Origin of the sequence: Streptomyces sp. NBC_01515, from assembly GCF_045040345.1 — a bacterium.
GTDB lineage: Bacteria > Actinomycetota > Actinomycetes > Streptomycetales > Streptomycetaceae > Streptomyces.
Map to the genome: position 1 here is coordinate 4087000 of NZ_CP109416.1, position 20830 is coordinate 4107829.

Below are 20830 nucleotides of genomic sequence, written 5' to 3' on the forward strand. Positions count from 1 at the left end.
CGCCCTAGACGAGTTGGTCGGGGTCGAGGCCGTCGAGCAGGTTCGGTGTCTTGTCCAGCAGGTGGTTGACGAAGCCGATGATCTGCATGCCGGGGACCGTGATGGTGGCGCCGTCGTTCTCGGAGTGGAAGTGCTGGTCCGACTCGGAGTGGCTGTAGCTGCCCTTCACACTGAACGGGCCCCAGCCGACACTCGCGTTGACCGACACGGAGCTCTGGTGGGTCTGCAACGCCTGTGCCAGCGAGGCGGAGTGGATGGTGAGGTTCCTGATGAACAGGGCCTGGAGCGGATAGCCGATGAAGCGGCCCTGGGGCGGGTTGCCGCCGTCGGACGGCATCTGGTCGTAGTTCCAGCCCTGCCCCTTGCGCAGGTCCCAGCCGCGGTTCTCCAGGAACTCCGGGTAGAACCAGGGCCGTACGACCTGTACCTGCGCCATCTCGAAGGACATCGAGAAGTCGTCGACCTGGAAGTTCTCGCTGTAGTCCTGGGAGTTGGTGGTGACGCCCGCGCTCGTGCTCCACAGACCGAAGTTGAGACCGCCGCCCGCCGACCAGGACGTCGTCTCGTAGTGGCTGTGCGAGTCCACCATCTGGTGGTACATCGAGTACGCGGTCCAGCCGTTCGAGGTCGCGAAGTCACCGGGGACGACCGTCGTGTAGTAGAAGGACTGGCCCGGGCCGAGCGCGTTGGTGTTCGCCTCCTCGTAGAAGCGCTCCAGGTTGCGCTTCCACAGCAGCATCGACTTCTCGGTGGTCTGGTCGATGTAGGCGTTGATCTCCTCGACCTCGTTGCGGTACCCGCTCGACGTCCAGTCGTCCATCGCGGCGGCGGCCTGCATCGAGTACAGCTGCGCGTTGGCCGCCCAGTCCGCGACCGCCTGCTTGCCGGACTCCCCCACGGCGGCCTGTGCGGCGATGCGCTTGCTGTTGTACGACAGCGCGGCGGTGACGTACGCCTGCATGCACGCCTTGTAGGCCTTGAGCATGGGGCTGTCCTCGGTGACCTGCTTCTCCTGCTCGGTGACGATGTCCTTCACCGTCCGCGTCACCCTCAACAGGCCCCGGAACCGGTCCAGTTTGGCCTTCTGGTCGTCGGTGAGCTGGTCGTCGACGACCGTGGAGAACTTGAGGATCTGGCCGTAGATCTCGCTCAGCCGGGCACCGCTCGCGTTGCGCCACACCCCGTCCTGGCGGCCCGACGAGTACGCCGAGGTCACGTCCGGGATGAAGTCGATGAGCGAGGAGAAGTTGTACGCCTGCTGGAGCAGGAGCTTGTCCTCCGCCGCCGTGGCGCCGGTGCCGATGCCCTGCGCGGCGAACGCGAAGTCCGCCTCCTGGTACGGCAGTCCGGGCATGCACCAGGTGATGAAGCTGGACTTGGCCGGCGGGACGCTGCCGTCGCCGCCAGTGAGCACGTTGTACATCTGGTCGCGGAACGTCCGCCCCAGATCCCCCAGTTGGTATCCCATGCCCCCGTCCTGCCCGGGTCATATGCCTCGTATCCGGCGACATGTTCGTGTTCACCCGGATAAGTGAATCACCGGTGATCTCAGGCAGCCGCCTCGATGTTCCGCATCACCGACGCGAGGGAGTCGTAGTAGTTCGTCGCGGTCGCGTAGCCCGCGTCCGCGACCGCCCGCGCGAAGGCGTACGGGTCGTCGGTGTGCTCGAACGCGGGCGCGTAACGGGCGTTGTTCCGCAGGTAGTTGCCGTGGGCCGTGAAGGACTCCTCGGGGGTCGCGTACACGCGGAACCAGTCGCGGACGACGTACAGATACTTGCCGTCGGGGCGCTGGGTCACCGAGATGACCTCGGGGAACCGCACGTCGGGGCGGTCCAACACCTCCTGGGTCCTGAGGAGTTGACGGCTCTCCGGTGGGTCGGTCGCCTTCGCCTTGATGCCGAAGAAGTTGTTGCCGGGCGCGGCCGTGCCCCAGCCGGACTCCAGTGCCGCCTGGCCGAGCGTGACCAGCGCGGGCACGCCGGTCGCCGTCTCACTGGCGGTGGCGAACTCGCCGTAGGAGAGCCGGAATTGGGCCGCCTTGGACGAGCCGCCGCCCCCGGTCGGCGGGGCCGTGGCCGCGTTCGACCAGATCGCGTCGTACGGGCCGGTGAGGCCGGGCCACTGGTCGGTGATGGTGAGCGGGTAGCCGTCCTCCTGGGTCTTGGTGTGCCAGTCGACGGCCACGTACTCGGTGCCCTTGAAGAGGTACGCGCGTCCGTTGCCGGGGTTGAGCGCGCCGTCGATGCCCTCGCCGACCCAGTCGGCGGTGACGCCCGTCCAGCCGTCGGCGATCGGCTTGGGGTAACCGGGGTCCTGGCGGTCGGCGGCGAGGTCGTAGCGGACGTACTGCGGGCCGGAGAAGAAGTAGAGCTTTCCGTCGGACCAGTTCATGACCGCGTCGACGGTGTCGAAGGAGAGGCCCGTCCAGTTGTCGCGGGTGGTGAGCGGGTAGCCGTCGTCGACGGTCTGGGTGGCGAACGGGATGCGGACGTACTCCGTGCCCCGGAAGACGTACAGATGGGCCTGTCCCAGGTCGGCCGCCGCGTCGATGCCCTCCTCCCAGCCGGACGGCAACCCGCCCCAGGCCGCGCCGAGTTGCCAGTCCCGCGCCGGGTCGGCCGCGTCCGCGTCGATGTCGTACGTGGACACGGTGGCCCCGACGGTGAAGTACGCCTTGTCCACACTCATGCCGGGATGCATGCTCCGGCGGTGCGGTTCTTATGGCACGGTTCCGGGTCCCGTTCGAGTGAATCAGCGGGTGATCCACGTGGCGTCATGGAGCCGGCATGGCCTTTCCAGTGATCGTTCAGGCGTTGATCGGCCCGACGTGACCGGTTTCCGGCGCGTCATCCAGAGATCTTTGGGAGCAGTCATGCGTATGCGTTCCGCCCTGACCACGTCCGTCCTCGCCGTCGGCATCCTGCTCGGTGGCGCGGGTGCCGCCCTCGCCCACGACAACGGCCCGTTCTCGCACGACGACGGCGCGGTCGTCCAGGGCACCGGTTCCCAGGGCTCCGGGCACACCGACAGCACCATGTTCGCCGGTGTCATCGACCACGTCGGCCCCGTCTACGCGTCGAACAGCAAGACCGACCACGAGTGGGACCGCGGCACGTTCGAGGGCATCTTCGGTTTCTGACACGTCCGCCCGGCGCACCAGCCCGGGCAACGCACCGGGCCATCAGTGACGGTGTGAGAGGGGCGGCCGACCTGTGTCGGCCGCCCCCCTTTTTTCGTCAGATCCTCTTTCGTCAGATCCTCTTTCGTCAGATCAACGGCCGCACCTGGCGCGCCTCCGTCAACGCCCTTCCCCACCACACCAGTTGGTCAAGCATCGCCTTCGCCGCCGCGTCCGGGGCCGTGGGGTCCTTGAGGCGGCCGTCGTCGTCGAAGGACGCGCCCGCGTTGTGGAAGGAGACGGTGTCGCGGACCGTCACGGCGTGGAGTTCGGCGAAGACCTGGCGCAGGTGTTCCACCGCGCGCAGGCCGCCCGCGAGGCCGCCGTAGGAGACGAGGGCGACGGGCTTGGCGCGCCACTCGGTGAAGTGCCAGTCGATCAGGTTCTTGAGGCCGGCCGGGTAGGAGTGGTTGTACTCGGGGGTGAGGACGACGAAGGCGTCCGCGCCGGCCAGCTTCGGGGTGATGTCGGCGAGCGCGGCGGTGGCCTCCGGGGTAGGGGCGAGGGTCGTGGGCAGGTGGCCGGTCTCGGCCACGTCGACGACCTGGAGGGTGAGGTCGGGGTGGTCGCGGACGTGGGTGAGGAGCCAGTCGGCGACGACCGGGCCGAAGCGGCCGTGGCGGTTGCTGCCGATCACGACGGTGACGGCCAGGGGAGCGGTGGTGGTGTCCATAAGGGCAGCCTCGTACCTCAACCATTCTTGAGGTCAAGTGAGGTCATCACCCGTTCACACGCGCGGCTTGCGCTCTTCGGGTTCTTCTCCGGGACGGGTTTCGCCGTAGCCCGTCGTACCCCTATGACCTGCTGAAACAGCGGCGAGAAGGCGCGTCGGAGGCCCTTTCTGACACCCATTCACCGCAATTCTGACGCTCGCTCAGGAAGCGGGCTCGGCCCGGTGCCACTTACCTCGGAAGGGCAGCCAACCACAGCTCGGAGGAACACCGATGCGACGTACCGCCCGTCTGCTGACCGGCACCGCGCTCGCCGTAGCCGCCGCGGGTCTCGCGACCGCGCCGGCGTACGGCGGCGAGACCGGCAGTCTGGAGGTGTTCCCGTCGAACGCCGTGCCGGGCGGCGACGTCACGGTGAACACGGCGGCGTGCGGCGACGACGGTACGGCCGCCGGTGATGCCAGCGCGGTGGGCGCCGGCACGTTCACGCTGGCGCCGAGCACGCACGAGGGCGATGCGATCGGGCAGTTCAAGGTGCCGCCGAGTGCGCAGCCGGGGACGTACGAGATCGTCGCGAAGTGCACGGACGGCCGCGAGGTCAACGGCGATCTGATGGTGACGCTGGCTTCGATGCGGCAGCAGGTGCAGCCGCGCGGCAGTGTGAAGACGGGGGTCGGCGGCGCCTTGGGCCCCGACCCCGTGCAGACCGCGGCCGGCGTGGCGGCTCTCGCCGTCGCCGCCGCGGGCGGTACCTGGCTCCTGCATCGCCGGGCGAGAGGCGACAGGTTCTGACGGACACCCTCCGCTGTCCGTCCGCCGGTACCGCACGTCCCCTCCCCCTCCGGGCCCGACGCCCCTCGTGGCCCGGAGGGGGCGCGGGGCCAGTTACGGGAGAGGGGTTGATTCCGCATGCGTCGTCGCAGATACGGCAATACCGCGACAGGGGCCAACACCGCGATAGGGGTCGTCACCGTGGTCTCCCTGTGCGCGGGCGCGTGGCTGTTGAGCAGCGGTTCCGACACGAACGCCCCGCCGCAGCCGTCCGCCGCCGAGGCCCGGCCCGATCCGGCCGTCGAGCGAACCGCGGCCCGCGCGCTGCCGCCGTCGCCACCCGACCGCATCCGTATCCCGGCCATCCATGTGAACGCCCCGCTGATGGGCCTCAAGCTGACCAGCACCGGCAGCCTGGACGTGCCCCCGGCCGCGAAGAAGAACCTCGCCGGCTGGTACGAGGCCGGGACCACCCCCGGTGACACCGGCACGGCGGTCGTCGCGGGCCATGTCGACAACGCCGACGGGCCCGCCGTCTTCTACGACCTCGGCGCCCTGAAGAAGGGCAACACGATCGAGCTGGACCGCTTGGACGGGAGCGTCGCGCTGTTCACGGTGGACGCGGTCGAGGTGTACCAGGCGAGCCGCTTTCCGGATCAGAAGGTGTACGGGGCCGCGCGGCGGCCCGAGTTGAGGGTGATCACCTGTGGGGGCGGGTATTCGCGGGCGACGGGGTACCAGGGGAACGTGGTGGTGTTCGCGCACCTGAGTGGCAGTCGGTAGGCATGAGCTTCTGCGGGCTTCGGTGAGCTTCAGCGGGCTTCGGTGGGCTTCAGCGGCCGTTCTCCAGGTACCGAAGTACCGCCAGCACCCGCCGGTTTCCCGTGTCCGAGGGGGGCAGGTCCAGCTTCGCGAAGATGTTGGCCACGTGCTTCTCCACGGCTCGTTCCGAGACCGTGAACGCGGTGGCGATCGCGTGGTTCGTGCGGCCCTCCGCCATCAGGGCGAGGACCTCGCGTTCGCGCGGGGTGAGGGTGTCGAGGGCGGTGGATCGGCGGGCGGCGCCGAAGAGTTGGGCGACCACCTCGGGGTCGAGCGCGGTGCCGCCGGCCGCGACGCGTTCCAGCGCGCCGACGAACTCCCCGATGTCCACGACCCGTTCCTTGAGGAGGTACCCGAACCCGGCCGGATTTCCCAGGAGTTGGGCCGCGTGAGTCGTCTCGACGTACTGCGAGAACAGCAGGACGCCGGTCGCGGGGTGCCGGTCGCGCAGCTGTACGGCCGCTCGTACGCCCTCGTCCGTTTGCGTGGGTGGGAGGCGGATGTCCACGACGGCCACGTCCGGGGCGTGTGCCGCCACCGCGGTGAGGAGCGCCTCGGCGTCGCCCACCGCCGCGGCGACTTCTACGTCCCGTAGCTGGAGCAACTGGACCAGGCCGTCGCGCAGCAGGGCCGAGTCCTCGGCGATGACGACGCGCATACCGCTCCGTTCGGGTCCGCTCAGGTGTGGGGTCATGTACGGGGTCACGTGTGGGGCAGTTCGACCGTGACCACCGTAGGGCCTCCGGGCGGGCTGTCGCAGGTCAGTGTGCCGTCGACCGTGCGGACGCGGGCGAGGAGGCCGGTCAGGCCGGAGCCCGCGCCGATCGTCGCGCCGCCCTGTCCGTCGTCGGTGACGCGCAGTCGGAGGAGTCCGTCGCGGGTGGTGACGTCTACGGCGGCGGCCGTGGCGTGGGCGTGTTTCGTGGCGTTGGCGAGGAGTTCGGCGGCGCAGAAGTAGGCGATGGTCTCGACGGCCGGGGTGGGGCGGGTGCCGATGTCGGTGGTGAGGGTGACGGGGAGGGCACTGTCGGCGGCGAGGGTGGTGAGGGCGGCGTCCAGGCCCTCGTCGAGTACGGGCGGATGGATGCCCTTGACCAGGTGGCGCAGGTCGGTGATGGCCTGGGTGGCGTTGCCTTGGGCGGTGTCTAGGGCGGTGAGGACGCGGTCGGGTTCGGCGCCGGCGGTGACCAGTTCACGGATCAGGGTGAGGTGCATGGCCAGGGCCACCAGGCGGGCCTGGGTTCCGTCGTGCAGGTCGCGTTCGATACGGCGGAGGGTGGCGGCGGCATCGTCGACGGCTCGGGCGCGGGTCTCCTCCAGGGTGCGGATACGGCGGGTCGCGGCGTCGGGGCCGAGCAGCACGGTCAACAGGGCGCGGTGTGGGCCGAGGGCGTAACGGAGGAGGAGGGGTGCGACGGCCAGCAGCAGCAATCCGGCTGTGAACGGAATCAACCAGCGTGGCCAGGAGTCGAGCTGGTAACCGAAGAACTCCAGTGACACGGGGTGCGTCGTGCCGTCGGTGCTGTGAACCGTGTTGTAGTTCCAGCGCTTGAGCAGCGGGTGCAGTGTGAACAGGGCGCCGTAGATGTAGCCGATGACGACGGCTGCGTACGCGAAAACGGCTGTGAACGGTGTCAACAGGGCACAGCCGACTGCCCGCCAGCCGGTTCGGTCGAGCAGGATGCCACGCCGCCAGCCGAGGATTCCGCCGGCGCTCACCCCAGTGCCGCCGCCCTCCGCCCCCGGCTGTTCGATCTCCAGGCCGAGCAGCCGTCGGGCAAGACCCCGTTGCAGCGCGCCCAGCGCCAACGCGCCGCGCACGGTCGCCGCCAGCAGCCACAGGCCGAGCGTGGTCACCGACAGCGCCCCGCCGAACGCCAGCCCGACGAGCGTGAGGAAGAAGCCGACGAGGGCGAGCGGGAGGGCGATCACGCCGTAGAGGACGGCGGCCAGAGCGCGGCGGCCGAAGGTGGCGACGGCGCGGGTGCGGAGGCGGGACCAGAGGCGGGAGCGGAGGCTCGGCATGGGGATCAACCTAGGAGAGGAACGACCTGGCGACACGGACCTGCACGGCGGTCAGGCCGCGCACCACCCACGGCATCAGCAGCAGGAAGCCGATGCCGCCGAGCACCGCGTGGAAGGCCCAGGCTCCGGCGAAGGTGGGTCCGCCCCAGGCGCTGGAGTAGTCGTCGCCGGCGCGGAGCGGCCAGCCGAGGTTCATGGGGACGATCGCCCAGCCGTAGAGCGTGATGAACGCCGTGAGGAGGTTGAGGGGGGTGGCGAGGAGGGCGTGGGGCAGGCCGCCGGCGCGTGCGGTGCCCGGAATCTCCGTGTCCAGGAAACGGTGGACGAGCCCCCGTTGCCAGCGGGCCGTGGGCGCGCCGACGAGCGCGAGCGGGATGCAGGCCAGGCCGAGCGGAAGGGCGAGGAGTGCGTAGGCGGTGCGGCGCCAGGTGGTGGCGGTGAACGGTGCGCGGACGAGGTTCCAGGCGTGGACGGAGGTCGGGTCCGGGGTGGGCAGATCGCGGGTGGTGGTCATGGTGCATCCCCCTGCACATGAGTGGGCGTACATGAGTCGGCGCAGCCCGTGTGAACTGCTGTGAACCGATGTGTCCAGCTTTCCGTCGCCGACCGCCGTACACGATGGTGCCTGCACGGGACCCGGAGGTTCGGTTAACCGAACCTCACGCCCCTCCCCCGGCGCGCGCCCCGAACCCTCACACCCCCCGCGCGCTCCCGCTGAGGGCAGCGTTCCTCGCGGGAAACAGGTGGGATGCGGTCGGGTAACACCGGCGTCGCAGGCTCCTGGGCATGACCTCGAATCCGCGTGTGGTGCCCACCGTGCCCACCATCGTGCTCGTCGGCCACGGCATGGTCGGTCAGCGCTTCCTCGAAGCGCTCGCCGAGCGCGGCCTGACCGCCACGCACCGTGTGGTCGTCCTGTGCGAGGAACCGCGTCCGGCCTACGACCGCGTCCAGCTCACCTCGTACTTCTCGGGCCGCACACCCGAGGAACTCTCGCTCACGGACCCGGAGTTCATCGCGGACCACGGGATCGAGCTGCACGTCGGCGACCCGGCGGAGACGATCGACCGGGCGACCAGGACGGTAACCGCCCGCTCTGGACTGTCAGTTGAGTACGACACGCTCGTCCTCGCCACCGGCTCGTACCCGTTCGTGCCGCCGGTCCCCGGCAAGGACGCCGAGGGCTGTTTCGTCTACCGCACGATCGACGACCTGCTCGCGATCGAGGCGTACGCCAGGACGCGGGCGACGACAGGTGCCGTGGTCGGTGGTGGGCTGCTCGGGCTGGAGGCGGCCGGGGCGCTCAAGGGGCTCGGACTGACCACGGACATCGTGGAGTTCGCGCCGCGACTGATGCCGGTGCAGATCGACGAGGGCGGCGGGGCCGCGCTCCTGCGGACCATCGAGGACATGGGCCTGACCGTCCACACGGGCGTGGGCACCCAGGAGATCGTGACCGGCGCGGACGGTGCCGTCACCGGCATGAAGCTGTCCGACGGCTCCCAACTCGCCACGGACATCGTGGTGTTCAGCGCCGGCGTCCGCCCCCGCGACCAACTCGCCCGCGACTGCGGTCTGTCCGTCGGTGAGCGCGGTGGCATCACGGTCGACGAGCAGTGCCGTACGGTCACCGACCCGCAGGTGTTCGCGATCGGCGAGTGCGCGCTGGCCGCGGACGGCCGGGTGTACGGGCTGGTGGCGCCCGGTTACGAGCAGGCGGAGACGGCCGCCGCGACCATCGCGCGGGACGAATCCGCCTTCACCGGGGCTGACTTGTCGACCAAGTTGAAGCTGCTCGGCGTGGACGTGGCGTCCTTCGGCGACGCGCACGGCGCCACCGCGGACTGCCTCGACGTCGTCTACTCCGACGCGCGGGCGGGGACGTACAAGAAGCTGGTGATCGGCCGGGGCGGCGAGCTGCTGGGCGGCATCCTGATCGGCGACGCGGACGCGTACGGCACGCTGCGCGCGTTCACCGGGTCCGTACCGCCGGTCTCCCCCGAGCAGTTGGTGCTGCCGGCCGGTTCCGGGGGCGCCGTCCAGCTCGGGCCGTCCGCACTGCCCGACGCGGCCGTCATCTGCTCCTGCCACAACGTCAGCAAGGGCGCGATCCGCGGCGCGGTGACGGACCACTCCTGCGCGAGCGTGCCCGAGGTGAAGAAGTGCACCAAGGCCGGTACCGGCTGCGGGAGTTGCGTCAAGGTGCTCGGCCAGCTGGTCACCGCCGAGCTGGAGGCGAACGGCGTCGAGGTCGACAAGGGCCTGTGCGGCTGCTTCACGCAGACCCGCGAGGAGTTGTACGAGATCGCCCTCGCGCTGCGCGTCAACTCCTACCAGGAGATGCTGGATCGCTACGGCCGTGAGGGTGCCCGGGGTGGCGACGGCTGCGAGATCTGCAAGCCGACGGTCGCCTCGGTCATCGCGTCCCTCGCCCCGACGATCGGCGCGAGCGGCTATGTCCTCGACGGCGAGCAGGCCGCCCTCCAGGACAGCAACGACCACTTCCTCGCCAACTTGCAGAAGAACGGCTCCTATTCGGTTGTACCGCGTATCCCCGGCGGCGAGATCACCCCCGAGAAACTCATCGTGATCGGCGAGGTGGCCCGCGACTTCGGCCTCTACACGAAGATCACCGGCGGCCAGCGCATCGACCTCTTCGGCGCCCGTGTGGAACAACTCCCCCTGATCTGGGCCCGGTTGGTGGACGCCGGCTTCGAGTCCGGGCACGCGTACGGAAAGGCGCTGCGCACCGTCAAGTCCTGTGTGGGGCAGACCTGGTGCCGCTACGGCGTCCAGGACTCGGTCCGGATGGCGATCGACCTGGAGCTGCGCTACCGGGGTCTGCGCTCCCCGCACAAGCTCAAGTCGGCGGTCTCCGGCTGCGCCCGCGAGTGCGCCGAGGCCCAGTCGAAGGACTTCGGCATCATCGCCACCGCCACCGGCTGGAACCTGTACGTCGGCGGAAACGGCGGCGCGACTCCGCGTCACGCGGACCTACTCGCCAAGGACCTCTCCGATGCCGAACTGGTGCGCCTGATCGACCGGTTCCTCATGTTCTACATCCGTACGGCCGACCGGCTGGAGCGCACGAGCGTGTGGCTGGAGCGGATTCCGGGCGGCCTCGACCACGTACGGGACGTGGTCGTGGCGGACTCGCTCGGTATCTGCGGGGAGTTGGAGTCGCTGATGGCCGCGCATGTCGCCGGGTACCGCGACGAGTGGGCCACGACCATCAACGACCCCGAGAAACTGGCCCGGTTCGTGTCCTTCGTGAACGCGCCCGACACCCCGGACCCGGTCGTCGGCTTCGTCCCCGAGCGCGACCAGATCAAGCCCGACCTGCCGTTGCTGACCATCGGCATGCGGCCCCAGCAGCCCGCAGACGTCCTGGAAGGAAGCGCCCAGCGATGACCCTGGCTCCCGAGACGACCGACCTGAAGGTCCAACTCCAGCTGGCGGAGGGCTGGTTCACGGTCTGCGACCTCAACCGGCTGACCCCCGGCCGCGGGGTGGCGGCCCTGCTGCCCGACGGCCGCCAGGTCGCCCTGTTCCGCGACCGCTCCGGCACCCTCTACGGCATCGACAACCGCGACCCGTTCAGCGGCGCGGCGGTCCTCTCCCGCGGCCTGACCGGCACGCACCAGGGCCGCCCGTTCGTCGCGTCGCCGCTGCTCAAGCAGCGGTTCGACCTGATCTCCGGGGAGTGTCTGGACGACGCGTCGGTGCGGGTGGCGACGTACGAGGTGCGGGCGCGGTGACACACCGGACATACGCCACCGTTCCGCACCGGATGCGCTGCGTGCGCAATGCGGTCAGCAGCCCGCCCCCGTGGTCGACTCGGCGCCCGGGTGTCGTCGGGGCGGGTGGACTGGATGGGGACGATGACGATCCAGCAGGGCATCCTGGCCGACCCGACCGGCGGCGGCCCGACCGGCGCGTTCCCGCGCGACGAGGTCGACACGGCCCCAACGCCGCGGACGCGGGCATCGACCGGCTGATGTGCTTCCAGCAGGTGGGGGCGATCCCGCACGAGCGGGTGATGGACAGCATCCGGCGGGTGGGCGAGCTGATTCCGGAGTTCGCGTGACCGGCACACCCTGTTACCCGGGTAGGGTTTCTTGACTGACCGTTCTCGATAAACCTAGGCTGTCGGGCATGGCCAGGACCAAGGAGTTCGATCCCGAGGCCGCGCTGCGGGCAGCCCTGGAGCTGTTCTGGCGGCGCGGCTACGAGGCGACGTCGATGTCCGACCTCGTCGAGCACCTCGGCGTCGGGCGGGCCAGCATCTACGCGACCTTCGGCAACAAGCACGACCTGTACCTGAAGGCGCTGGAGAGCTACGACCGGTCCGGACTCACCCCGATGGTGCGGGAGTTGTCCCAGCCGGGCCCCGCGCTGCCGCCCGTGCGAGCGATCGTACGGCGGTACGCGGCCGAGGCGGCGGACGAGCAACTACGGTCGCTGGGCTGCATGGTGACCAACACGGCCGCCGAACTCGCCCCGCACGACGCGACCGCGACCCGGCTGGTCGAGCGCAACTGGGACCAGTTGGAAGCGATGTTGCGCTCGGCGTTGGTGCGGGCACAGGCGCAGGGCGAGTTGCCCGCCGACCGCGATCCGCTCGCCCTCGCGCGCATGCTGCTGGTGCTGATGCAGGGGCTGCGGGTGGTCGGCCGGGCGTCCGGGGACCCGGCGCGGGTGCGGGACGCGGCGGAGCAGGCGTTGACGTTGCTGGACTGAGACGCCCTTCTGTTCAGGGCCTCGGCCCATGCCCTGATATTGAACTGATCGGTCAAAAAAAGGGGAGATCATGACCAGCCGCAACACACCAGCCCGCTTCTCCGGCAGGACAGCCCTCGTCACCGGCGCGGGCTCCGGTATCGGAAGAGCAGTCGCCCTCGCGTTCGCGGCCGAGGGGGCGAACGTCGTCGTAGCAGGACGACGTCGGGAACCGCTCGCCGAGACCGTCACGTTGATCGAGGCCGGGGGCGGTAAGGCCCTCGCGGTAACTGCCGACGTATCGAAGGCAGTTGACGCCAACGCCCTGGTGCAGGCAGCCGTAGACCGATACGGCTCACTCGACGTGGCCGTCAACAACGCGGGGATCTTCCGGGGCGGACGCCCCCTGGCCGACCTCACCGAGGAGGACTGGCGCGCGCAACTCGACATCAACGTCACCGGAGTCTTCCTCGCCCTCCAGGCCGAGATCCGGCAGATGCGCACCCAGCCGTCCGGCGGCGCGATCGTCAACGTGGCGTCAATCTTCGGCGTGCACACGAGCAGCCCCGGTGCCGCCGCCTACGCCGCGTCCAAGGCCGCCGTAGCCGTACTGAGCAAGGGCGCGGCCGTGGACCACATCCGCGAGGGCGTCCGCATCAACGTGGTCAGCCCCGGGGCCACCGACACCCCCATGTCCCTGCGCGCCGGCGAGACGGAGGCCGACCGCGCCGAACGGGTACGGGCCACGCTCCCCCTGGGCCGCATCTCCGCCACGTCCGAAGTCGCCGCCGCCGTCCTCTACTTGGCCTCGGACGACGCGGCGTCGGTGGTGGGCACGGACTTGGTGGTGGACAGCGGCGCGACGGCGTGAGGCTCAGGGGCCTGGCTTGAATACCGGTAACTCGACGACTCACGCCTTGAGTTGGTCGTACACAACTCCCGTCAGCTCCTCCGATGCGGCCCAAAGGCGTTGCCCCATCGCGTCGTTGAGGGTCCAGGGTGCCCGCCAGGACGGTGCCGGGGCCCCGCGCCACATGGCGATACGGGGGCCGAAGAACGCATCAGGCCGTACGTCGGGGGCGGTGGCCGCGTAGAGGGAGGGCAGCGCGCCGGCCTCAGCCGACTGGGCGAAGACCCGGTTGCCGATCTCCATGAGCCGCTCGGCACCCCTGCGCCCCTCCGCCTGCGGCCCGGCGGTCTGAAGGTTGGTGGCGGCGTACCCGGGGTGGGCGGCGGTCGCGACCACCCCCGAACCGGCCGCCGCGAGCCGCCGCGCCAGCTCGTGCGTGAAGAGCAGGTTGGCGGTCTTGGAACGGGAGTACGCGGTCCAACGGCTGTACCGGCGCTCGCTGTTGAGGTCGTCGATGTCGATGTTGGCGAGCACGTGCATGAAGCTGGAGAGCGTGACGACCCGGGCGTCGGGCGCGTCGAGCAGCGCTGGCAGCAACAACCCGGTGAGCGCGAAGTGCCCCAGGTGGTTGACCCCGAACTGCGTCTCGAACCCGTCCACCGTCGTGCCGTACGGCATCGCCATGACGCCGGCGTTGTTGACGAGCAGATCGAGCCGCTCGTAGGGGAAGGTGTCCGCGAACTCCCGTACGGACGCGAGGTCCCCGAGATCCAGCCGGCCGAACTGCGCCTCGGCGCCCGGCACTTCGGCCACGATCCGGTCGGCGGCCTCACTCCCCCGCACCTCACTCCGGCAGGCGAGCACGACCCGGGCACCCTTGCGGGCAAGCTCACGCGCGGTGACGTAGCCGAGCCCGCTGTTGGCCCCGGTGACGACGGCGACCCGGCCGCGCTGGTCGGGGACGGCCTTCTCGTTCCAGCCGGACATGATCGGGCTCCCTCGGTGGGCGTGGACAGGCGTCGGCAAGCGGTTGGGATCTCAGCGTACGAGAGCCGGCCCGCCACCGCTCCGCTCACACCGAGCGACATGTCCATCACGAGATGGTCACTCCTCCTTCACCGCCCGCACCGGGGCAATACGGTCCATGTCTCACCAGACACAGGGGGACGAGATGACCCACCCGTACGCCACACCACCCATGCCCCAGCCCCAGCCGCCGTTCCAGCCCGTCCGACCGGCACCCCGCTGGGCCCGCAAGCGCTACGTGCTCCCCGCCCTCGCCCTGGCCTTCCTCATCGGCATCGGCGCGGGCGGCTCCGGCCAGGACAAGAAGACCGACACGACGGCCGACGCGAAGCCCGCGGCGGCCAGCCCTCAGCCGACGATGACCGTCACGGCGACGACGACGGAGACGGCGAGCCCGGCCCCCGCGCCCACGGTCACCACGACGAAGACGGTCAAGGTCACGAAGACGGTCACCGCGGAGGCAGCCGCAGGCACCGGTTCGGGTTCAGGTTCTGGCTCCGGCTCGGGTTCCGACGACTCCGACTCCGGCGGCGGCAGCACCTATTACACAAACTGCACCGCCGCCCGCGCCGCCGGCGTCACACCCCTCCACAGGGGCGACCCCGGCTACGACTCCCACCTCGACCGGGACGGGGACGGGGTCGCCTGCGAGTGACACCGGACGACAGCGGGGAGGGGCGACACCCCCGCACAGGGTGCCGCCCCTCCCCTCGTGATCCGGAACCACCGCCGCGTCGGTGAGGGTCAGGATGACCGACGACAGCCCCGGGGATCTTGAAGGCCGTACGACTGAATGCCGTACAACTGAATGCCTTACGGCCTACCGGTGATCGCTGCCCTGCGCCACCGAAGCCGCCCGCCCCGCTTCAAGCCGGGCCACCGGGATCCGGAACGGGGAACACGACACGTAGTCCAGTCCGACCTCGTGGAAGAAGTGGACCGACTCCGGGTCACCGCCGTGCTCGCCGCAGACGCCCAGCTTGAGGTCCGGGCGGGTTTCGCGGCCCGCCTTCGCCGCCAGCTTCACCAGGGAGCCGACACCGTCCCTGTCGATCGTCTCGAAGGGGCTGACGCCGAAGATGCCCTTCTCCAGGTAGGCCGTGAAGAAGGAGGCCTCCACGTCGTCCCGGCTGAAGCCCCACACCGTCTGCGTGAGGTCGTTCGTGCCGAACGAGAAGAACTCCGCCGCCTCCGCGATCTGGCCCGCCGTCAGGGCGGCACGCGGGAGTTCGATCATCGTGCCGATGGACAGCTTCAGGGACGTGCCCGTCGCCGCCTCCACCTCCGCGACGACCTGGTCGGCCTCCTCGCGGACGATCTCCAGCTCCTGGACCGTGCCGACGAGCGGGATCATGATCTCCGCGCGCGGGTCGCCCTTCGCGGCCTTGCGTTCGGCGGCGGCCTCGGCGATCGCCCGTACCTGCATCGTGAACAGGCCCGGAATCACCAGACCCAACCGCACGCCCCGCAGGCCCAGCATCGGGTTCTGCTCGTGCAGGCGGTGGACCGCCTGGAGGAGGCGGAGGTCGTTCTCGTGGGACTCCTGGCGGGACTCCGCGAGCGCCACTCGGACCGACAACTCCGTTATGTCCGGCAGGAATTCGTGCAGCGGCGGGTCCAACAGGCGGACAGTGACCGGGAGTCCGTCCATCGCCTTGAACAGCTCGACGAAGTCCGCCTTCTGCAGCGGCAACAGCCCCTTCAGGGACTCCTCACGCTCAGCCTCCGTGTCGGCCAGGATCAGGCGTTCCACCAGCTCGCGGCGGTCGCCCAGGAACATGTGCTCCGTACGGCAGAGGCCGATGCCCTGTGCCCCGAAGCGGCGGGCGCGCAGCGCGTCCTCGGCGTTGTCGGCGTTGGCGCGTACCCTCAACCGGCGTACGCGGTCGGCGTATCCGATGATGCGGTGGACCGCCTCGACCAGCTCGTCGGCGTCGTCGGCGCCCGCGTGCATCCGGCCCTCGAAGTACTCGACGACCGGGGACGGGACGACCGGGACCTCGCCCAGGTACACCTTGCCGCTGGAGCCGTCGATCGAGATCACGTCGCCCTCCTCGACCACGTGACCACCCGGCACCGTCATCCGGCGCCGCTTGGTGTCGACCTCAAGCTCCTCCGCGCCGCAGACGCACGTCTTGCCCATGCCCCGCGCCACGACGGCCGCGTGCGACGTCTTGCCGCCCCGCGACGTGAGGATGCCCTCCGCCGCGATCATGCCGTCGAGGTCGTCCGGGTTCGTCTCGCGGCGGACCAGGATCACCTTCTCGCCCGAACGCGACCACTTCACCGCCGTGTACGAGTCGAAGACCGCCTTGCCGACCGCCGCGCCCGGCGAGGCCGCGATGCCCCGCCCGACCTGCTGGACCTTCGCCTCGTCGTCGAAGCGCGGGAACATCAGCTGCGCCAACTGCGCGCCGGTGACCCGCTGGAGGGCCTCCGCCTCGTCGATCAGCCCCTGGTCGACGAGTTGGGTCGCGATACGGAAGGCCGCACCCGCCGTCCGCTTCCCCACCCGCGTCTGCAGCATCCACAACTGCCCGCGCTCGATGGTGAATTCGATGTCGCAGAGATCCTTGTAGTGGTTCTCCAGGGTCTTCATGATCTGCATGAGCTGGTCGTACGACGCCTTGTCGATCTGCTCAAGTTCCGCGAGGGGCACGGTGTTTCGGATGCCGGCGACGACGTCCTCGCCCTGCGCGTTCTGCAAGTAGTCGCCGTAGACGCCCTGGTGGCCGCTGGCCGGGTCGCGGGTGAAGGCGACGCCCGTGCCGCCCCCAATCGATGTAGCTGTGGGGCCGAGGTTGCCGAAGACCATCGAGCAGATGTTGACCGCGGTGCCGAGGTCGTGCGGGATGCGTTCCTGGCGGCGGTAGAGCTTCGCGCGGTCGGTGTTCCAGGAGTCGAAGACCGCGTGGATGGCGAGGTCCATCTGCTCGCGCGGGTCCTGCGGGAAGTCGCGGCCGGCCTCGGTCTTGACGATCCGCTTGAACCGGGTGACCAGCTTCTTCAGGTCGGCCGCGTCCAACTCGGTGTCCACGACGACCTTCTTGGCGTCCTTGGCCTTGTCGAGGGCCTCCTCGAAGAGGTCGCCATCGACGCCGAGGACGGTCTTGCCGAACATCTGGATCAGGCGGCGGTACGAGTCCCACGCGAAGCGCTCGTCGCCGGCCTGCTTCGCCAGGCCCTGCACGGACTTGTCGGAGAGGCCGATGTTCAGGACCGTGTCCATCATGCCGGGCATGGAGAACTTCGCCCCGGAACGGACCGATACGAGGAGGGGATCGTCGGCCTGCCCGAGCTTCTTGCCCATCGTGGACTCCAGCGCGTCGAGGTGCGCACTCACCTCGTCACGCAGTGCCGCCGGTTCGTCCCCGCTGTCGAGGTAGGTCTTGCACGCCTCGGTCGTGATGGTGAAACCCGGCGGGACGGGAAGGCCCAGGTTGGTCATCTCGGCGAGGTTGGCACCCTTGCCGCCGAGGAGGTCCTTGAGGTCCTTGTTTCCCTCGGTGAAGTCGTAGACGAACTTCACTACGTGGGGTTCTTTGTTTTCCGACACGGGTCTCGACTCCTCGGGACGCGGGTGGCTGCCCTGACGGCCAGGAACATACCCAGATCGAAGGCGTCTGGGTACGTCCACTTGCATGTCATGCGTCTGTAACCGGTAGTCCGCCAGCGGATCGAAAGTCAAAGCTCGGCAAGCGAACACCGCCGGATGTTTTCACTTCTTGAAGGCAACACTCTTCAGGTGCGGGATTATTCGCTCATACGAGCGGGTTGCGGCTCGCCTGTTTTCGATCGATGAACGATCAAGGGGTGGCACGCAGTGCCACCCCTTGGAGAAGTGCAGCCGTGCAAGATCCGCTCACCTGAGCGCCACCCCTATCAAAGGTGGCGAGAATCACGCTTCCACACCCGCCCGGATTTCACCATCCGGACGCGTCTCGGGACGGAAACCCGGACGTCACATGCCCAGCGCGAGCAACCGCTCCTCCACCCGCTCCGGCGCGTACAGGTGCTCCACGACCAGCGCCCCCGCCCCCACCAGCCCGGCCCGCTCGCCGAGCCGTGAGGTCAGCACGTGCAGATGAGCGGTGGAGCGCGGCAGCGCCCGCTGGTACAGCAGCTCCCGTACGCCCGTGAGGAAGGAGGTGCCGGCCAGGTCTCCCGCGATCATCAGCACCCCGGGGTTGAGCAGTGTCACCACGGTGGCCAGGACGTCCCCGACCTGCCGTCCCGCCTCGCGGGCGAAGGCCGCGGCTCCTGGGTGCCCGGACGCGAGCAGGTCCCGCACATCCGAGCCGGACGCCGCCGGTACCCCGGTCTCGGCCAGCCGTCGCGCCACGGCGCCACCGCTCGCGACGGCGGCGAGACAGCCGTAGGACCCGCAACGGCACAGCGCCTGCGCGCCCGCCGGGACGCGGATGTGGCCGATGTCGCCGGCGCCGCCGTCGATCCCCCGGAAGATGGAGCCGCCGACGACCACTCCCGCGCCGATACCGGTGGACACCTTGACCAGGACGAAGGCCGAGCAGTCGGGGTGTCCGGTGCGCTGTTCGCCGTAGGCCATGAGGTTGGCGTCGTTGTCGACCAGGACCGGGACCCGGGGGGCGCCGGTGTGTTCGGTGAAGGCGCGGGCCAGGCGGCCTCTTATGTCGTAGCCGTCCCAGCCGGGCATGATCGGCGGCTGGACGACGCGGCCGGTCTCGCTGTCGACGGGCCCGGGGACCGCGAGGCCGATCCCGCAGACCTCGGACGCCTGGTGTCCGGCCTTCTCCAGCAACTCGGCGAACCAGCGGCCGAGTTCGCCGAGTACGGCGTCCGGGCCGTCCTCGATGACGAGCGTGCCGCCGTGCTCGGCGAGGATCTCGCCGGTGAGGGTGAGGACGGACGCGCGCGCGTGGCGGGTGTCCAGGTCCGCCGCGAGGACTACGGCGTGAGCGTCGTCGAACTCCAGCGTGATCGACGGTCTGCCGCCCAGCGGGGAGTCCACCGGGCCGCCCGCGCCCTCGCGCAGCCAGCCCGCGCGGAAGAGCCGGTCCAGGCGCTGGCCGACGGTCGCGCGTGAGAGTCCGGTCACCTGTTGGAGGGCGCCGCGGGTCGTGGCGCGCCCGGTGCGTACCAGTTCGAGCAGATCGCCGGCGCTCGCTTGACCTCGTCCAGTCATGCGCACCCCCTTGTGTTTCTCAACCCTGCATTACATATTGAGTTTTGCGTGTTAAATAGACGTAACCCTACGGTAGCCATGACCGAACCGGTCGGCACGATGTGTTTCGTGGAGTCCCGAGTGGATCGCACTGCCCAGCTCACAGCCCTCCCCGTGGAACGCACCTTCGTATACGATCCGCCACCCTTGTCAGGTTCGCTGCACCTCAGGGCGGCTGCCGTACTGGAAGGGAACTGGACGGGTGCCTCAACCGTCCCCTCCCGCGGTCTGTATCCGCACCAGTGGTCCTGGGACTCCGCGTTCATCGCCATCGGTCTACGGCACCTCTCGCCGCTGCGGGCGCAGACGGAGCTGGAGACGCTGCTCGCCGCCCAGTGGGGCGACGGACGTATCCCGCACATCGTCTTCAACCCCTCCGTACCGCTCGACGCGTACTTCCCGAGCCCCGACTTCTGGCGCTCCTCGACCGCGGGGCGCACCGCGGGCGCCCCGCGCACCGTACAGACCTCGGGCATCGTGCAGCCACCGGTCCACGCGCTGGCCGCGTGGCTGGTCCACTGCGCCGATCCGGGCCTCTCCCGCGCGCGTGGCTTCCTCGCCGGTGTCTACCCCCGGCTGGCCGCCTGGCACCGCTATCTGCTGCACCGGCGGGACCTGGGCGGGGGCGGACTCGCGTCCGTCGTGCACCCCTGGGAACAGGGTATGGACAACAGCCCTTGCTGGGACGCCCCGTTGGGCCGGATCACGCCGGCCCCGGCCCGTTCCTTCCGCCGCGCCGACCTCGACCACGGCGCCGCCGAGGACCGGCCCACGGATCTGGACTACGGCCGTTACGTGCGCCTCGCGACGGACTACCGGGACGGCGAATACGCCGACGGGGCAAGCGAGTTCGCGGTCGAGGACCCGTCCTTCAACGCGCTGCTGATCGCCTCCGAGCACGCACTGGCCCGTATCGCCCGGGAGTTGGGCGCGACCGGCACGGCCCGGCACGCGCGCGCGGAGCGCCTCACCGGGGTGCTGATCGATCGGCTGTGGGACCCGGCGGAGGGCATGTTCTTCTGCCGCGACGTGCGCGGCGAGGGACTGATCCCGGAGCGCAGCGTCTCCGGGCTGATCCCGCTCCTCCTCCCCGACCTGCCCCGGGACATCACCACCGCCCTCGTCCGTACGGCGTCCGGCCCGCACTTCGGGCTCGGCGACACCACCCAACTCCCGCCCAGCTACGACCTGTTGGGCGAGGCGTTCGATCCGCACCGGTACTGGCGCGGCCCGGCCTGGTTCAACACGAGCTGGCTGCTGGAGCGCGGCCTGCGGCTGCACGGCGAGCGGGTGCGCGCGGACGCGCTCCGCACGGCGGTCCTGGAGACCGCCACCGCCACCGACTTCGCCGAGTACGTCGACCCGTACGACGGCGAGGCGTGCGGCGCGACCGGCTTCAGCTGGACCGCCGCGCTGACCCTCGATCTGCTTCACGAGCCCCCTGGACACGGCGTGTCCGCCGCGGGCCTCGGCACGTTCGACATGAGTGACACACGTGACTGACACGGACGTCAGTGACACAGAAGTCAAGGTCGCCAAGAGAGTCAAGGGAGGGGACCGGG

General features: G+C 69.9%; 19 protein-coding genes. 10 read left to right on the forward strand and 9 right to left on the reverse strand.

Going from position 1 to position 20830, the window contains the following annotated elements; all coding sequences use genetic code 11:
• Positions 1 to 4: 4 nt before the first annotated feature.
• Together OG407_RS18075 and OG407_RS18080 are read right to left on the reverse strand one after the other, a co-directional pair.
• Positions 5 to 1468 carry a hypothetical protein gene (locus OG407_RS18075; RefSeq protein ID WP_405859273.1) on the reverse strand — a complete coding sequence of 488 codons (1464 nt, stop codon included), beginning with the start codon at positions 1466 to 1468 and terminating at the stop codon, positions 5 to 7.
• An 80-nt stretch (positions 1469 to 1548) separates the two neighbouring features.
• Positions 1549 to 2691 (reverse strand): hemopexin repeat-containing protein, encoded by a 1143-nt coding sequence (locus OG407_RS18080; protein WP_405859275.1) that lies wholly within the window; start codon positions 2689 to 2691, stop codon positions 1549 to 1551.
• A gap of 184 nt (positions 2692 to 2875) precedes the next feature.
• Between OG407_RS18080 and OG407_RS18085 the strand changes: the two genes are divergently transcribed.
• Positions 2876 to 3142, forward strand: a complete 267-nt coding sequence (locus OG407_RS18085) for a hypothetical protein (protein WP_403598421.1) — start codon at positions 2876 to 2878, stop codon at positions 3140 to 3142.
• 127 nt (positions 3143 to 3269) lie between these two features.
• Here OG407_RS18085 and OG407_RS18090 read toward each other — a convergent pair whose 3' ends face one another.
• Positions 3270 to 3854 (reverse strand): NADPH-dependent FMN reductase, encoded by a 585-nt coding sequence (locus tag OG407_RS18090; protein WP_405859277.1) that lies wholly within the window; start codon positions 3852 to 3854, stop codon positions 3270 to 3272.
• A 271-nt stretch (positions 3855 to 4125) separates the two neighbouring features.
• On the opposite strand from OG407_RS18090, the gene OG407_RS18095 reads away from it, so the two are divergent.
• Together OG407_RS18095 and OG407_RS18100 are read left to right on the forward strand one after the other, a co-directional pair.
• Positions 4126 to 4644, forward strand: coding sequence for a hypothetical protein (locus OG407_RS18095; protein WP_403598428.1), 519 nt, complete (start codon positions 4126 to 4128; stop codon positions 4642 to 4644).
• A gap of 117 nt (positions 4645 to 4761) precedes the next feature.
• Positions 4762 to 5406, forward strand: coding sequence for a class F sortase (locus OG407_RS18100; RefSeq protein ID WP_405859279.1), 645 nt, complete (start codon positions 4762 to 4764; stop codon positions 5404 to 5406).
• A 49-nt stretch (positions 5407 to 5455) separates the two neighbouring features.
• Here the strand turns inward: OG407_RS18100 and OG407_RS18105 are convergent, their stop codons facing one another.
• Genes OG407_RS18105 through OG407_RS18115 form a run of 3 tightly spaced genes read right to left on the reverse strand, consistent with a single transcriptional unit; the run spans position 5456 to position 7984 of the window.
• On the reverse strand, positions 5456 to 6103 hold the full coding sequence (locus OG407_RS18105) for a LuxR C-terminal-related transcriptional regulator (protein ID WP_405859281.1): 648 nt from the start codon (positions 6101 to 6103) through the stop codon (positions 5456 to 5458).
• 44 nt (positions 6104 to 6147) lie between these two features.
• Positions 6148 to 7470: a sensor histidine kinase gene (locus OG407_RS18110; protein ID WP_405859283.1), complete on the reverse strand. Its 1323-nt coding sequence runs from the start codon at positions 7468 to 7470 to the stop codon at positions 6148 to 6150.
• A gap of 10 nt (positions 7471 to 7480) precedes the next feature.
• Positions 7481 to 7984 (reverse strand): hypothetical protein, encoded by a 504-nt coding sequence (locus tag OG407_RS18115; RefSeq protein WP_405859285.1) that lies wholly within the window; start codon positions 7982 to 7984, stop codon positions 7481 to 7483.
• Between the two features lie 272 nt (positions 7985 to 8256).
• Here OG407_RS18115 and nirB point away from each other — a divergent pair, with 272 nt between their 5' ends.
• The 5 genes from nirB (at position 8257) to OG407_RS18140 (ending at position 13060) form a co-directional block, all read left to right on the forward strand.
• The gene (nirB, locus tag OG407_RS18120) at positions 8257 to 10881 is read left to right on the forward strand and encodes a nitrite reductase large subunit NirB (RefSeq protein ID WP_405859287.1); all 2625 of its coding nucleotides are present in this window, start codon (positions 8257 to 8259) and stop codon (positions 10879 to 10881) included.
• Positions 10878 to 11228 carry a nitrite reductase small subunit NirD gene (gene nirD, locus OG407_RS18125; RefSeq protein ID WP_405859288.1) on the forward strand — a complete coding sequence of 117 codons (351 nt, stop codon included), beginning with the start codon at positions 10878 to 10880 and terminating at the stop codon, positions 11226 to 11228. Before nirB ends, nirD begins: the two co-directional genes overlap by 4 nt.
• A gap of 114 nt (positions 11229 to 11342) precedes the next feature.
• Positions 11343 to 11468, forward strand: coding sequence for a hypothetical protein (locus OG407_RS18130; RefSeq protein ID WP_405859290.1), 126 nt, complete (start codon positions 11343 to 11345; stop codon positions 11466 to 11468).
• Positions 11469 to 11625: 157 nt separating this feature from the next.
• Positions 11626 to 12210 (forward strand): TetR/AcrR family transcriptional regulator, encoded by a 585-nt coding sequence (locus OG407_RS18135; RefSeq protein WP_405859292.1) that lies wholly within the window; start codon positions 11626 to 11628, stop codon positions 12208 to 12210.
• Positions 12211 to 12280: 70 nt separating this feature from the next.
• Positions 12281 to 13060: an SDR family NAD(P)-dependent oxidoreductase gene (locus OG407_RS18140; RefSeq protein WP_405859294.1), complete on the forward strand. Its 780-nt coding sequence runs from the start codon at positions 12281 to 12283 to the stop codon at positions 13058 to 13060.
• A gap of 39 nt (positions 13061 to 13099) precedes the next feature.
• On the opposite strand, the gene OG407_RS18145 is transcribed toward OG407_RS18140, so the two are convergent.
• The gene (locus tag OG407_RS18145; protein ID WP_405859296.1) at positions 13100 to 14026 is read right to left on the reverse strand and encodes an oxidoreductase; all 927 of its coding nucleotides are present in this window, start codon (positions 14024 to 14026) and stop codon (positions 13100 to 13102) included.
• Positions 14027 to 14210: 184 nt separating this feature from the next.
• Here OG407_RS18145 and OG407_RS18150 point away from each other — a divergent pair, with 184 nt between their 5' ends.
• Positions 14211 to 14720, forward strand: a complete 510-nt coding sequence (locus OG407_RS18150) for an excalibur calcium-binding domain-containing protein (protein WP_405868473.1) — start codon at positions 14211 to 14213, stop codon at positions 14718 to 14720.
• 165 nt (positions 14721 to 14885) lie between these two features.
• Here the strand turns inward: OG407_RS18150 and ppdK are convergent, their stop codons facing one another.
• Both ppdK and OG407_RS18160 read right to left on the reverse strand, forming a co-directional pair.
• Entirely contained in the window at positions 14886 to 17621 is a 2736-nt protein-coding gene (gene ppdK / locus OG407_RS18155) for a pyruvate, phosphate dikinase (RefSeq protein WP_405859298.1), read from the reverse strand.
• 405 nt (positions 17622 to 18026) lie between these two features.
• Complete coding sequence (locus tag OG407_RS18160; RefSeq protein WP_405859300.1) at positions 18027 to 19229, reverse strand: ROK family protein; 1203 nt, start codon at positions 19227 to 19229, stop codon at positions 18027 to 18029.
• A gap of 120 nt (positions 19230 to 19349) precedes the next feature.
• Between OG407_RS18160 and OG407_RS18165 the strand changes: the two genes are divergently transcribed.
• On the forward strand, positions 19350 to 20771 hold the full coding sequence (locus tag OG407_RS18165; RefSeq protein ID WP_405859303.1) for an MGH1-like glycoside hydrolase domain-containing protein: 1422 nt from the start codon (positions 19350 to 19352) through the stop codon (positions 20769 to 20771).
• Positions 20772 to 20830 lie beyond the last annotated feature (59 nt).